Here is a 14,188-nt window from a genome sequence, read left to right on the forward strand (position 1 = left end):
GTATACAGTTAGTATACAATCCATATTATAAAGCCCATAGGGGCTTAAAAGGTAATATTTACTATTTTTATACATATGTTTCACATTTTAAAGGTGGAAAAATAAAACGTTTACAATTTTAATAATGCAACTCATATGATATTAGTTCTAGTTGCGTCTATTTTCAGCTGTTTTAACAAATGTCATTTCATCTTCTATTAATCCACAAACGCCACATTGTACTCGAATGTTTGGTCCTTTGTATGGTACATGAAAAGGATCTAGCTGTTCTTGCGTTACTTCTTCAACTACGTTTCCTGTATTCGGGTCTTTTTTAATATAATGTGCTTCTTGATCAATAATATTAAAGCGAGTTCGATTCGTTTTACAGGCAGGGCAACAATAAGGTATGTTCACTTTCTTCCCTCCATATTTTAATATATCTTCTAGAGGTTGTTCAAAAAGTCATGAAAAATTGCTGTCGAATAACTTTGTTGTCTCGCTATTCCAAGCTCCGACGCCAGGATTGGCTAGCACGAGCGTTGTCCCTAGGATGGGGACGTATTTAGCTCGTGTTCCTTCCTTGAACGTACACTGTGGTGCTTCGATGTCCAGGACGGGCTAGCGCAGGCGTTGCTCTCGCGACGTGGCTGAACTTAGCCTGTGATCCTTTAAGCAGTCGCCTCGTTCTTCTCGGCACTTTTCCCCCTACTTATTGAACACGCACTTCTATTAACTATTTGTTATTTTTCTGTTTTTATTCATGAGTGAAGCATAAAATTATTATCTTTAATTGAAATACCCTATAATGGGAAAATAAAAGGAGTGATAAGCATGACAAATAATAAACAATTGGCCACATTTGCAGGTGGATGCTTTTGGTGTATGGTCCAACCGTTTGACGAACTACCTGGTATTGATAAAGTTATTTCAGGCTATACAGGAGGGCGCACGAAAAACCCTACATATGAAGAAGTTTGTAGTGAAACGACAGGCCACGTAGAAGCTATACAAATACCCTTTAATGAAGAACTTTTTTCATATGAAAAGCTGTTAGATCTTTTTTGGCAACAAATTGATCCAACCGATGCTGGAGGTCAATTTTTTGATCGGGGTCATTCTTATCAAACTGCAATCTTTTATCACAACAAGGAGCAAAAAGAATTAGCAGAAAGATCAAAAAATAAATTAGAAAAAAGTGGTAAATTTTCGAATCCGATAGTAACGAAAATTTTACCTGCTCAGCCTTTTTATGAAGCAGAGGAAAAGCATCAACATTACTATAAAAAGAATCCTTTTCATTATAATCAATATAAAGAAGGATCTGGACGTAAAGCATTTATAAAAAAACATTGGGGTTCATTTAATAAAGAAGAGTTAAAAAACAAGTTAACGGAAATGCAATATTACGTAACACAAGAAAATGGAACGGAACCTCCTTTTCAAAATGAGTTTTATAACAATAATGAAGAAGGAATTTACGTCGATATTGTCTCAGGAAAACCATTATTTAGCTCTCTTGATCAATATGATGCGGGATGTGGGTGGCCAAGTTTTACAAAACCGATAAGCTTAAAAGAAGTTGAAGAAAAGCTAGATGTTTCTCATGGAATGAGAAGAACGGAAGTAAGAAGTAAGTCTGCAGATTCTCATCTAGGTCATGTCTTTCCAGATGGACCAAAGGACAAAGGTGGATTGAGGTACTGTATTAATTCGGCTGCATTGAGGTTTATTCCAAAAGAAAGATTAGAGGAAGAAGGGTATGAAGAATACATGGTGTTATTCAAATAGTGTTGGTTTCAAAAGAGAGGAGAAAAAGAAATGTTAACGTTAAGTGTTTTAGACCAATCTCCTATATCATCAGGGACTACGCCTGAGCAAGCTTTAGCTGAGTCTGTAAAACTGCTCAGCATGTAGAGAAATTGGGTTATCATCGATATTGGGTTTCTGAACATCATTTAGGGAATTTAGCAAGCTCTGCCCCGGAAATATTGTTAAGTTACGTTTCAGCTAGAACGTCTACCATTCGTATTGGATCAGGTGGGGTGATGCTTCCTCACTACAGTCCATATAAAGTAGCTGAAACGTTTAAGATGTTAGAGGGGCTTTCTCCTGGAAGGGTAGATTTAGGTGTGGGTAGAGCTCCTGGTGGGGTTCCTATTGCTACGAGGGCTTTACAGGAAGGAAAAAAAAGGAGGAGTTGATCAGTTTCCACAACAGATAAATGATTTAATTCACTATCTTTATGAAACGAACGATCCTTCTTTTCGATTTGGAGATTTAAAGGCCTATCCTGATATTCAAACGACTCCAAACCTATGGGTGCTTGGTTCGAGTCCATCAAGTGCTCATTTAGCTGCTCAAATAGGAACGCCTTATACATTCGCCCATTTCATCAATGGAAATGGTGGAGACGAAGCTGTTAAGAGGTATATTGAAACGTTTTCTCCTTCAGTTATATCAAAGAGACCCAAACCTATGGTTGCTGTTTTTGTTATAGCAGGAGAGACTGAAAAAGAAGCACATGATCTTGCGTCAAGTTTAAATTTAACTTTTGTGTTATTAGAAAGAGGGAAACGGAATTTATTTAATGGTGTACCTTCAGTCGAGGATGCGAAAAACTATCCATATGATCGAATGGATAAAGAAATTGTAAAAAGAAATCAAAGTCGGTTAATAGTCGGCGATCCAATCTCTGTTCGTCAACAGTTACAAGATTTAGCCGATCGCTATAAAGCAAATGAAGTGATGGTTGTTTCTATTACACATAGTTATGAAGCGAAACAAAGATCTTATCAGCTCATTGCTGACCAGTTTAACCTTAGGTAGAATCAATGCTGGTATCCTAAAATATTAATCCAATTACCGTAATTTTAAAAGCCAAGAATGCATCAGCATTTTTGGCTTTTAGTTTTTCATGTTTTTCTCACTAGTTTGATAAGATTACGAATTGCTTTTTGTATATGTCAGATAATTTTCAATGAAAAAACACTGTTCTATTAAAATAAGAGATAATGAGAGAATAATAGAGAAAATCAATGGAAAATTAAAATGGTTTCGTTTTCATAGTAGTTGCTCTTTTTTATTCCTATGGTATGATACTCGATGTTGTGAAAAAAATTCACATATTGCTCGGAAATAATGAAAGAGAAGAGGGGTATTTTGTTAACGACAATAAAACAAAATTGGCTTTCAAATATTCGAGGGGATGTTTTGGCTGGAATGACGGTTGCGCTAGCCTTAATTCCAGAGGCCATTGCATTTGCAATCATTGCAGGTGTCGATCCAATGGTCGGAATATACGCCTCGTTTACTATGGCTGTCGTCATCGCATTTGCAGGAGGAAGGCCGGGAATGATTTCTGCAGCGACTGGGGCGATGGCATTATTAATGGTGACACTTGTCGCTAATCACGGTGTTGAATATTTATTTGCAGCTACAGTTTTAACTGGAATTATCCAAATTTTAATGGGTGTATTTAAACTTGGGCGGTTTATTTCCTTCTTACCACAAGCAGTGATTGTTGGTTTTGTTAATGCATTAGCCATTTTAATTTTCATGGCTCAATTACCTCATTTTGTTGGGGCAGGATGGATGATGTATGCAATGGTAATAGGAACTTTAGCCATCATTTATTTGTTGCCTATTGTTACAAAAATTATTCCGTCAGCTTTGGCAGCCATAATATTAATGACAACTGTCACGATTTTCTTCGGTTTCGATAGTTTAAAAACTGTTGGAGATATGGGTGAAATAACAAGATCGTTTCCATTATTCCATATTCCAAATATCGAATTCACACTTGAAACATTATGGATTATTCTACCTTATTCCTTTACCTTAGCATTGGTAGGTCAATTGGAGTCCTTGTTAACGGCGACAATTGTTGATGAAATGACAGATACAAAAAGTGATAAAAATGTTGAAATGCGTGGTCAAGGTATTGCAAACTTTGTTACTGGTTTCTTTGGAGGAATGGCGGGTTGTGCCATGATTGGACAATCTGTTATTAATGTGAAATCAGGCGGAAGAGGACGTCTTTCTGCTTTAGTAGCTGGATTATTTTTATTGTTTTTAATTTTAGTTTTAGGAGATATTGTTACACAAATTCCAATGGCAGCCTTAGTTGGTGTTATGATCATGGTTTCGATTGGAACGTTTGATTGGCAGTCTTTACGAGAGTTGCGTAAAGTCCCTATTGCAGATACAACTGTAATGGTTATTACTGTCGCAATTGTCGTATATACGCATGACTTGTCAAAAGGAGTAATTGCAGGGGTCGTCTTAAGTGCTCTAATATTCGGTTGGAGAATGGCACATATTCATGCAACAACGGCTCTTGAAAATAATAAAAAGGTATACACTATCTCAGGTCAAATGTTTTTCGGAACGATGTCACATTTTGTTGACCTTTTTGACTTTAATGATGACCCAAAGCACATTGTGATCGATTTCTCCCATAGTCATGTTTGGGATCATTCAGCTGTAACAGGTATTGCCAAAGTCGTTTTAAAGTATGAAAAATTAGGGAAAACGGTTCAAATTGTAGGATTAAATGAACAAAGTGAAATGTTAGTGAATAAAGTAGGCCTGAATTCATCAGGACATTAAGAAAGGCGCAAGCGCCCGTCTAGCGACACACAACAATTGGAACGTCAACTTAGAACAGCCACGACGCGCGAACTAACGTTGACGCTAGCACTTCGTGTGCATCGCCGCATGAGATAAAGGAAACACGAAAAGCCCGAAAGCGGAGGATCTACTAAGTTCAGCCACGTCCTGTGGCAACGTGGATCCACCTCCCTCCTGGAGGCGTCTCCGTTGACTTATCGTAGAGACATTGGAACATCAACTAAAGACGCCCACGTCCTGTGGGCAACGTTGATGCTAGCACTTCCTGTGCGTCGAAAGCGCTACCCGTCGCTGGGCGCTGGAGCTAGACAAAAATAAAAGCACCATCCAAATAAGGACCTATTTATATACTTTCTTACTCTATTAAAAAAAGGCTCAATAATGAGCCTTTTTATTTTATAAGTAGTACTGGACAAGAAGAGTCATGTAATATTTTATGGCTCACACTCCCAAGTAGAACTTCGTTCAACGCATTTAATCCCCTTGAACCCATTATAATACAATCAGATTTTATGGAATCAGCGTATGAAAGAATTTCTTTGGCTGGGTCACCTAATGCAACTTCTAGCTTGTATGTAATAGAATGCTGTTCAAATAGAGAGAAAACATCTCGAAATGAAGTGATACATTCTTCATATAGTAGATCAGAGATGTGAAAATCATACTGTGCTATTTTTGATCGGGTTGGTGCTTTTTGAAATACATGAATGATATTTATTTGCTCCAAGTTTAGCTTTTTGATTAGATCAGCAGCATGTTCGGCAGCACGTTTTGAATGCTCCGATCCATCGATAGATAATAATAGTTTTGAAAACAAGTTTAACACCTTCTAACATACAGTTTTAAGAGAAGTTTAGATTCTAGTATTTTAACATAAAAAACCAAAGTTTTCATAAAATAAATAGATAAAAAAGTTCAAATCTTAAAAAGATTTGAACTCAACGATATTTTTAATAGTCTTCTTTTCAATTTTAAGTGAGTGTTTAAAAGAAAATAACTTGGTGATTACATGAAACATTGATTTCTTGTTATCATTAGACTTTTCCTTGTCAGTAGGTTCTGACCATTTATTCATGGCCATTCGTCGGTATTGATAATCCATCATCGTTATCACCCCATAATGGAAGCGTTTTCTTAATTGCATTATACAATTTTTATGCTCATTTGTCACAGGAACTATTGGAAAGCCGTAAAAGTTCAGAAATGAAGTATTTTATTTAAAATAGGCTAACGCACATACATGTCAGCCTATTGGTACATAGGCTATCATTGTAAATGTAAATATTTTATGAGGAGTGAGGAAGAAAATGTACTACAATAATTGTTGTGATTATGCTTATCCTGCTTATGGCTCTGGGTACTGTGAAGGAAGTGGATCAGGCTTCGTGCTTATCCTAGTTTTGTTTATTTTACTTGTTATAATTAGTACGGCTTTCGTAAGTTAAAACAGCTATTCAAAAAATGTACCTACATGTATAGGTGCATTTTTTTGTTGAGTTAATATGAAAGCGCTTTTTATAATATCGAAATTTTCCTTCGTATTTTCCGCAAGAATCAGCTTATCCATACATATATATATGTTACATAATGGAATGGAGGAAAGGGGGAGGAATGGTGTACTTTTCTCATTTAATCAAACCGTTAATCAATGAAAGATATTTAACGATTAGTTATGGAAAGGGAATTTATTTATTTGATGAAAATGGAAAATCTTATATGGATGGGTCTTCAGGTGCAGTCACTTGTAGCATTGGTCATGGAGTACAAGAAGTCATTGATGCAATGAATGAACAAGCACAGAAAGTCTCTTTTGTTTACAGGTCGCAATTTTCAAATGAACCGGCTGAAAAATTAGCAGCAAAGTTATCGAATTGGACGGAAGACCGATTTCCTTGGTCTTTTTTTGTCAACAGCGGATCTGAAGCAACTGAAACAGCAATGAAAATTGCCCTTCAATATTGGCAAGAAGTTGGTAAACCAGCCAAAACCAAAGTTTTATCAAGGTGGATGAGCTACCATGGGATAACGATGGGGTCGTTGTCCTTATCTGGTCATACAGATCGACGTTATCGCTTTGTACCCTTACTTGATGCAAATCCAGTTGTTTCTCCTCCTTATTGTTATCGATGTCCCTTTCATAAAACGTATCCAACTTGTAACATTCTCTGTGCAGTGGAGTTAGAAAGAGCGATTAAACGAGTTGGAGAAGAGCATATAGCTGCATTTATTGCTGAGCCTGTTATAGGAGCAGCAGGCGGGGCGATTGTTCCCCCAACAGGTTATTATAAAACGATAAGAGAAATTTGTGATAAACATAATATATTGTTTATTGCCGATGAAGTAATGACAGGTATCGGTCGAACAGGGAAAAAATTTGCGATTGAGCACTGGGGTGTTTGTCCAGATTTAATGGCTGTAGGAAAGGGGCTTAGTGGAGGATATGCTCCTATTGCCGCCACTTTAGTCAGTTCGAAAGTCATGTTTCCTATTTTAAAAGGGAGTGGATCGATTATGAGTGGTCATACGTACAGTGCGAATCCACAATCGTCTGCCACAGCCCTAGCTGTTTTGAAGTATATCGAAGACCACCATTTAGTCAAACAATCTGAACATAGAGGAGAATTGTTAAATATTGAATTAGAAAAGTTACAACGATCTCATCCAATCATTGGTGATGTTAGAGGTGTTGGATTGCTTTATGGTGTGGAATTTGTTTCAGATACTATTAATAAACTTCCCTTTCATAAAGAATTAAATTTGACGCAAAAGGTTGTAAAAAAGGCTCAAGAGAAAGGTCTACTCGTCTATCCATCTGCCTCAGGATTAGAGGGAGACAGTGGTGATGCAATATTAATTGCTCCACCGTTTATTATTTCAGAACAACAGTTAAAACAGCTTGTCCAAATACTCGATCAAACATTATCAGATATTGAAGAAGAAATTCAATTAACCGAAATTCTCTCTTCTTAGGAGTGATGAAATGGGTTGGAGGAAGTATACGAGTATAGGAGATATAGGGGAAAAGTTGAATGACGGAATGACGATTATGGTTGGAGGATTTGGAGGAGTAGGGAATCCTCCAACACTCGTCCAATATTTAGTTGATCAACAAATCGAAGAAATAACTCTGATTTGTAACGATGCCGCTTTTCCTTTGATTGGGGTTGGTAAACTTGTTTGTAATAGGCAAGTGAAAAAATTAATTGTTTCGCATATTGGTTCAAATCCTGTTGCAGGAGAGCAAATGACCAACGGTGAAATAGAGGTTGAGTTTTCTCCACAAGGGACGTTAGCTGAAAGGATTCGGGCAGCAGGTATGGGATTGAAAGGAGTGGTTACGAATATTGGCATTGATAATGAGTGGGTAAATAAAGAGAAGAGAACATTGGATATTAATGGTGGTCTCTATTTATTGGAAGAGGCTCTTCATGCAGATGTGGCTTTAATATATGCTAAAAAAGCAGATGAATTTGGAAACTTAATTTTTGATAAGACTGCCCGTAATATGAACCCATTAATGGCGATGGCAGCCGAGTTTACGATTGCAGAAGTAGATGAGCTTGTACCTATAGGTGAGTTAGAACCCGAAGAAATTATTACACCGGGTGTGTTTGTGGATGCGATTGTTAAGAGTGAAGGGGTGAACTGGTCATGGGTTTGGGAATGATGGAGAGAAAAAAGATGGCAAGAAGGGCAGCGAAAGAAATCGAAGATGGCATGATTGTTAACCTAGGGATTGGCATTCCTTCCTTAGTTCCTAATTACATCCCTGATGGTTACAGCGTCATGATTCAAGCGGAAAATGGTTTGCTTGGAATCGGTTGTTCACCTAAAACAGGATTTGAAAATGAAAACTTATGTAATGCTGCAGGTTATCCGGTTACCACTGTGAAAGGCGCTTCTTATTTTGACAGTGCTGTTTCATTTGGGATGATTCGCAAAGGATTAATTGACATCACTATTTTAGGTTCCTTGCAAGTAAGTGAAAAAGGGGATATTGCCAATTGGATAGTGCCAGGAAAAAGAGTCCCAGGGATGGGAGGTGCAATGGAATTAGCACAAAAAGCAAAAAAAGTTATTATTGTCATGGAACATGTAAACAAATATGGTGAACCGAAAATCGTAAACGAGTGTCTGTATCCTTTAACGGCAAAAAAAAGTGCGGATCTCATAATTACGGAGGTTGCGGTATTTCAAGTAGATTCAAACAAGGGATTGACGTTACTAGAGAAAAAGAAAGAGATGTCTGTTGAAGAAATAAGAAAAAGAACAGCATGCAGCTTTTTTGTCTCGGAAAATTTGAAATTGGTGAACTAAAGGAGGGAGATGTTTTCATGAATGAAATAAAAAATAAAATAACTCGCTTAATTGATCAACAACGAAAAGGATATATCGAATTATTACAAAAGGTCATCCGTGAAAAGAGTGTCATGGGCTATGAAGACTCTGCACAGGCGATTATTTTGGAGAAGTGCCGAGAATTGAATTTAACCATTGATTTATGGGAACCTGAAATAAATAAATTAAAAATGTATCCTGATTTCTTTTCAACGAGAACTTCATTTTTGAATAGTTATAATCTTGTTGCAGTCAAAAAAGGAACAGGTGGAGGTAGGTCAATTATCCTGAATGGTCATATTGACGTCGTTCCAGAAGGAGAATTAGACCAATGGAGCGAAGACCCTTATACAGGGGTCATTAAAGATGGGAAAGTTTACGGCAGAGGCTCTACCGATATGAAGGGAGGAAATATTGCTCTCCTTGCTGCGATTGAAGCCGTAACGGAAATGAATATTCCATTAAAAGGAGACATCATCTTTCAAAGTGTGATTGATGAAGAGTGCGGAGGAGCGGGAACGCTAGCGGCCGTAGAAAGGGGTTATCAGGCTGACGGAGCGATTATTCCAGAACCAACGGATATGAAATGCTTTATTAAACAGCAAGGATCCATGTGGTATAGATTAGAGGTAGATGGAAAGTCTGCTCATGGTGGAACGAGGTATCAAGGTATAAGCGCTATCGAGAAAATGATGTTTGTTCTTGAAGAGATAAAGAAACTTGAAATTTATCGCAACAATCAGATTACGGATCCTCTTTATAAAAATACACCCATTCCTGTTCCAATTAACGTGGGGATGATTAAAGGAGGAAATTGGCCTTCCTCTGTACCAGATGCTATTCAAATTGAAGGAAGGTGTGGCATCGCTCCTCATGAGACGAAAGAACAAGTGCAAGGTCAATTTCAACAATGGATGGATCAGTTAGGAGAAAAAGATTCTTGGTTTAAAGAACACCCAGCAAAATTAGAGTGGTTCGGAGCAAGCTGGCTTCCTAACCAACTTTCTGATTCTCACCCTCTATTTACAACGCTTGAACGAGCTCATACAGAGACATTAAACAAAGAACTAGTGGTTGAGGCTTCTCCGTGGGGAACCGATGGCGGTATGTTAGCTCATGTTGGAAATGTACCTACCATTGTTTTTGGACCAGGAAAAACAGAATTAGCTCATTTCCCAAATGAATATATTGAAATCGACAAGGTTTTTGAAGTAGCTAAAGTGATTGCCCATTTCTTAATTGACTGGTGTGAAATGGACGAAATTAAGTATTGAATTAACTAGGAGGTTTTCAACATGAAACAACATTTATGGATCAATGGACAAGAAGTAGAAGCTAAGGAATATCAACCGTTATATTCTCCCTATAAAAATAAACAAATTATAGAAGTCGCCGTTGCTCAAAAAGAAAATATTATCACAGCTATTGATGTAGCTTATCAGTCGAGAGGAAGGATGAAGGACCTATCTTCCTACGAAAGAGCCAATATTCTGCAATATGTTGCGAACGAATTGGAAGAACGTAAAGAAGAAGCGGCAAAAATAATTACAAAGGAATCAGCAAAGCCTATCCGAATCGCTCTTGGTGAAGTGGAAAGAACGATTGAAACGTATACTTTTGCTGCAGAAGAAGCGAAGCGATTTTATGGGGAAACCATCCCGTTAGATAGTGCTAAGCAAGGAGCTAATCGAACGGCTTATACGATTCAAGAGCCTTTAGGAGTGGTCGCTGCCATTACTCCTTTTAATTTTCCAATGAATCTCGTTGCTCACAAATTAGGTCCAAGTATTGCCAGTGGCAACACGGTTGTTTTAAAACCAGCCACCCAAACCCCTTTAAGCGCTTTTTTCATTGCTGAATTATTTGACAATGCTGGGTTACCAAAAGGAGCTTTAAATATCATAACTTCATCAGGGAAAGAATTTGGCGATGTTATTACAGAAGATGATCGAATAAAGGCGATTACTTTTACAGGAAGCCCTTCTGTTGGGAAAACACTTAAGAAAAAGGCTGGTTTAAGGAAAACGCTAATGGAGTTAGGATCGAATTCAGCAATCATTATTGATGAATCAGCCCTAATTGATAAAATTATTGATCGCATCGTTCAAGGATCTTTCTCCTTTTCAGGTCAAGTGTGTATATCTGTTCAACGAATCTTTGTGCATGAAAAGATAATTCATTCGTTTATAGAAAAAATGGTCGAAAAAACAAAAGAACTTAAACTCGGAGACCCTTTATTGATGGAGACCGAGATAAGTTCGATGATTTCAAAAGAAGATGTCAAACGAACAAAGGAATGGATAGACGAAGCGGTTCAACATGGGGCTAATGTTCTTACGGGTGGCTTTGAAAAAGACGATAACATGATGGAGCCGACGATCATTTATAATGCACCTAATCATGTGAAGATTAGTTGTGAAGAAGCATTTGCTCCCATTGTGGTAATCAATTCCTTCGATCATTTATCAGACGCGATTGATCACGTAAACGATTCTAAATATGGTCTGCAAGCAGGAATTTTTACAGAAAAACTTGCTCACGCCTTTCAGGCAGTAAGAGAGCTTGAAGTAGGAGGGGTTCTAGTCAACGATATCCCAACTTTTCGAGTAGATCATATGCCATACGGAGGGGTGAAAGAAAGTGGAATTGGAAGGGAAGGAATCCGTTATGCCATTGAGGAATTGACTGAGAAAAAGCTTGTGATTTTCAACCATAACTAAGGGATTTTTCAATTAAAAATAAAAAGGAGGCGAAAATGATTAAAAAACAAGCGGAAAAAAAGATGCTTTCATCAAACTCTTATGGGGCCATGGTTACGTTCGATTTTTTTAACGAAAGGCTAAAGGTGGATGATTATTTCGGAGATTGTAATCGTTTAGCATTAGATTTACTGAAAAGTGCAAAGGAAGAGAAACTGAATAAAATCATTGTCAAAACAAAGCAGAAACATTTACCGATTTGGAAAAAACATTTCTTTCATATAGAAGGGGTGATTTCAAACTATTTCCATGGGGTTGATGCTTATTTTGTTTGTCATTACCTTGATGAAAATCGAATGACTTCCACTAGTCAATTTCAACAAGAACAGTTGTTAAAAGAAATAAATGAAAAAAGTATAATGGATGCTAGTCCACTATTAGATCCCTCGTTTCATTTAAGAGAAGCGAATGAAGATGACATCAATTCGTTGGTCTCACTTTATCAAACTGTTTTTAAGGTGTATCCTACCCCTCTTTCAAATAAACAGTATTTATTGGAGTCTATGAGAAATGGAACTTTCTATTATATTGTAGAGAAGGACAATCAAATTGTAAGCGCTGCATCCGCTGAGGTCAACGAACAATACCATAATGCAGAAATAACCGATTGTGCAACATTAGCTCATTATCGAAAACATCGTCTTATGCGGTACATTTTAATAAACATTGAGAAGGAATTGATGGATAAGAACATTTTTTGTTCCTATTCTATAGCAAGGGCCTCATCTTTTGGAATGAATGCTGTTCTAAAACAATTAGGGTATCAATTTGGAGGGGTTCTTTATAATAACTGTTTTATTTATGAGGATATCGAAAATATGAGTATTTGGTATAAGGATTTGTCATCATTATGACGCTGAATTTAATGAAAAATGACTTTTTATTAACGTACAAAGGGTTCCCGAAGTCGGACTAAATCGCATAGAAGTTTTGCGTGATAAAGCCGACTTTCCTCCTTCCTATGAAGGTGTTTCAGTAAGCTAACATGAGGATGGGGAAAAATTCACATCAATACTAATGGTGACAATTTTTCGGCACTTATATCTAGGGGGCTTTGGATCGTTGTGTTCAAACTATATAACTACAACTCTATTATATAATATATTAGATACCATAGATGAAGGTATTCATGCAGTGAACGAACATGGCGTGACGACCTTTTATAACTATAAAGCAGCTAAACATGATGGCTTACAAGTAAAAGAAGTCGTTGGAAAGCATGTTTTAGATATTTATCCTTCGTTAACCGAGCAATCTAGTACATTGTTAAAGGTGATTAAAACAAAGAAGCCGATTTTTCACCTTCCACAAATGTATGTCAATAAAAATGGAGAGAAAATTGAAACGTTAAATACGACCTTACCTTTAATGGAAGGTGAAAAGCTAATTGGTGCTGTTGAAATTGCAAAGGATTATTCACGGTTAAAAATACTTTCTGATAGGTTGCTAGATTTACAGCAGAGAAAAGCCAAAAATCCGGCAGTTCGTTCCATCAACGAGGCAAAATTCACATTTGATCATATTAAGACGAATAATGATGAAATGATAAGAATGATTCGACTAGCAAAGAATGTTTCAACCTCTACATCAACCGTTTTGATATATGGTGAAACAGGCTCGGGAAAAGAGTTGTTTGTTCAGTCCATTCATAATTATTCGAACTATAAAGATGGTCCTTTTATTGCTCAAAATTGTGCAGCTCTTCCTGAAACCCTCTTAGAGAGTATCTTGTTTGGTTCCGTCAAAGGAAGTTATACTGGTGCGATTGATAGACCCGGCCTTTTTGAATTACTCATGGAGGTACACTTTTTTTAGATGAACTACAATCCATGCCGTTATCATTACAAGCAAAGCTTCTGCGCGTAATTGATGATGGCTATATTCGCAGGATTGGTAGTAATAAGCCTGTGAAGGTGGATGTCCGTGTCATTACGGCAATGAATGAACTTCCTTTTGAATGTGTAAAAAAAAGGTTATTAAGGGAGGACCTCTATTATCGATTGGCGGTCTTTACCATTGAAATTCCGCCATTACGAAATAGAAAAGGTGATATTCCTTTATTAATGGAAACGTTTATTCAAGAGTACAATCGGCTTTTTAACCGACATATAAAAACAATTACCGAGGAAGGTTTAAATTTACTTTTTACTCACCAGTGGCCTGGAAATGTTCGTGAATTAAAGCATGTTATTGAGTATGCGATGAATATCGTTGATACAGATCAGATTGATGAACATCACTTTCCTCCATACTTACTCAATTTTAAAAAAAAATGAGCCATTAGAGCAAACAAAAGTAGACCTTAAAATGAAAGTGAATCAATATGAAATAAACTTAATAAAAGAAGCGCTAGTTCAAACAAATGGAAACATATTAAAAGCTGCTAAGCTATTAAATGTTCCCCGGCAAACATTGCAATATAAGATGAAGAAATTTAAAATATAATCCCATTTCATATAGTTGGCATGAATTTTGCTGGT

Annotated in this window: 12 protein-coding genes and 2 pseudogenes; 11 read left to right on the forward strand and 3 right to left on the reverse strand. The window is 37.0% G+C overall.

The features are described 5' to 3' along the window. Positions 1-147 precede the first annotated feature (147 nt). Positions 148-396: a DNA alkylation repair protein gene (locus LC087_RS03740; protein ID WP_226539662.1), complete on the reverse strand. Its 249-nt coding sequence runs from the start codon at positions 394-396 to the stop codon at positions 148-150. Positions 397-813: 417 nt separating this feature from the next. Between LC087_RS03740 and msrA the strand changes: the two genes are divergently transcribed. The 3 genes and pseudogenes from msrA to LC087_RS03755 all read left to right on the forward strand — a co-directional run bounded on the left by msrA (position 814) and on the right by LC087_RS03755 (position 4,590). Continuing rightward, the gene (msrA, locus tag LC087_RS03745) at positions 814-1,770 is read left to right on the forward strand and encodes a peptide-methionine (S)-S-oxide reductase MsrA (protein ID WP_226539661.1); all 957 of its coding nucleotides are present in this window, start codon (positions 814-816) and stop codon (positions 1,768-1,770) included. Positions 1,771-1,800: 30 nt separating this feature from the next. Continuing rightward, positions 1,801-2,808: pseudogene (locus LC087_RS03750) on the forward strand (LLM class flavin-dependent oxidoreductase). Positions 2,809-3,141: 333 nt separating this feature from the next. Then, positions 3,142-4,590: a SulP family inorganic anion transporter gene (locus LC087_RS03755; RefSeq protein ID WP_226539659.1), complete on the forward strand. Its 1,449-nt coding sequence runs from the start codon at positions 3,142-3,144 to the stop codon at positions 4,588-4,590. 412 nt (positions 4,591-5,002) lie between these two features. Here LC087_RS03755 and LC087_RS03760 read toward each other — a convergent pair whose 3' ends face one another. Together LC087_RS03760 and LC087_RS03765 are read right to left on the reverse strand one after the other, a co-directional pair. Beyond that, a complete protein-coding gene (locus tag LC087_RS03760) occupies positions 5,003-5,428 on the reverse strand; it encodes a universal stress protein (protein ID WP_226539658.1) in 426 nt (141 codons plus the stop codon). Between the two features lie 105 nt (positions 5,429-5,533). Further along, a complete protein-coding gene (locus LC087_RS03765) occupies positions 5,534-5,716 on the reverse strand; it encodes a hypothetical protein (RefSeq protein WP_226539657.1) in 183 nt (60 codons plus the stop codon). A gap of 202 nt (positions 5,717-5,918) precedes the next feature. Between LC087_RS03765 and LC087_RS03770 the strand changes: the two genes are divergently transcribed. The 8 genes and pseudogenes from LC087_RS03770 (at position 5,919) to LC087_RS03805 (ending at position 14,153) form a co-directional block, all read left to right on the forward strand. Further along, positions 5,919-6,056: a YjcZ family sporulation protein gene (locus LC087_RS03770; protein WP_226539655.1), complete on the forward strand. Its 138-nt coding sequence runs from the start codon at positions 5,919-5,921 to the stop codon at positions 6,054-6,056. A gap of 166 nt (positions 6,057-6,222) precedes the next feature. Beyond that, entirely contained in the window at positions 6,223-7,581 is a 1,359-nt protein-coding gene (locus tag LC087_RS03775; protein WP_371932649.1) for an aspartate aminotransferase family protein, read from the forward strand. 10 nt (positions 7,582-7,591) lie between these two features. Continuing rightward, on the forward strand, positions 7,592-8,278 hold the full coding sequence (locus tag LC087_RS03780) for a CoA transferase subunit A (protein ID WP_226539651.1): 687 nt from the start codon (positions 7,592-7,594) through the stop codon (positions 8,276-8,278). After that, entirely contained in the window at positions 8,263-8,928 is a 666-nt protein-coding gene (locus LC087_RS03785; protein ID WP_226539649.1) for a 3-oxoacid CoA-transferase subunit B, read from the forward strand. The genes LC087_RS03780 and LC087_RS03785 overlap by 16 nt, the downstream gene beginning before the upstream one ends. Before the next feature lie 17 nt (positions 8,929-8,945). Beyond that, positions 8,946-10,223 (forward strand): peptidase, encoded by a 1,278-nt coding sequence (locus LC087_RS03790; protein ID WP_306020054.1) that lies wholly within the window; start codon positions 8,946-8,948, stop codon positions 10,221-10,223. Between the two features lie 21 nt (positions 10,224-10,244). Beyond that, entirely contained in the window at positions 10,245-11,669 is a 1,425-nt protein-coding gene (locus LC087_RS03795) for an aldehyde dehydrogenase family protein (RefSeq protein ID WP_226539645.1), read from the forward strand. Positions 11,670-11,704: 35 nt separating this feature from the next. Further along, positions 11,705-12,562 carry a putative beta-lysine N-acetyltransferase gene (ablB, locus tag LC087_RS03800; RefSeq protein WP_226539643.1) on the forward strand — a complete coding sequence of 286 codons (858 nt, stop codon included), beginning with the start codon at positions 11,705-11,707 and terminating at the stop codon, positions 12,560-12,562. Between the two features lie 163 nt (positions 12,563-12,725). Next, a pseudogene (locus tag LC087_RS03805) lies at positions 12,726-14,153 on the forward strand (sigma-54 interaction domain-containing protein). Positions 14,154-14,188: the final 35 nt, after the last annotated feature.

The organism is Bacillus carboniphilus (genome assembly GCF_020524035.2).
In the GTDB taxonomy this organism is placed as follows: Bacteria; Bacillota; Bacilli; order Bacillales; family JAIVKR01; genus Bacillus_CC.

Coding starts and splice junctions, on each gene's coding strand:
- LC087_RS03785 (WP_226539649.1), top strand. CDS start 8,263: ATGGGTTTGGGAATGATGGAGAGAAAAAAGATGGCAAGAAGGGCAGCG.
- LC087_RS03780 (WP_226539651.1), top strand. CDS start 7,592: ATGGGTTGGAGGAAGTATACGAGTATAGGAGATATAGGGGAAAAGTTG.
- LC087_RS03795 (WP_226539645.1), top strand. CDS start 10,245: ATGAAACAACATTTATGGATCAATGGACAAGAAGTAGAAGCTAAGGAA.
- msrA (WP_226539661.1), top strand. CDS start 814: ATGACAAATAATAAACAATTGGCCACATTTGCAGGTGGATGCTTTTGG.
- ablB (WP_226539643.1), top strand. CDS start 11,705: ATGATTAAAAAACAAGCGGAAAAAAAGATGCTTTCATCAAACTCTTAT.
- LC087_RS03775 (WP_371932649.1), top strand. CDS start 6,223: ATGGTGTACTTTTCTCATTTAATCAAACCGTTAATCAATGAAAGATAT.
- LC087_RS03770 (WP_226539655.1), top strand. CDS start 5,919: ATGTACTACAATAATTGTTGTGATTATGCTTATCCTGCTTATGGCTCT.
- LC087_RS03765 (WP_226539657.1), bottom strand. CDS start 5,716: ATGATGGATTATCAATACCGACGAATGGCCATGAATAAATGGTCAGAA.
- LC087_RS03790 (WP_306020054.1), top strand. CDS start 8,946: ATGAATGAAATAAAAAATAAAATAACTCGCTTAATTGATCAACAACGA.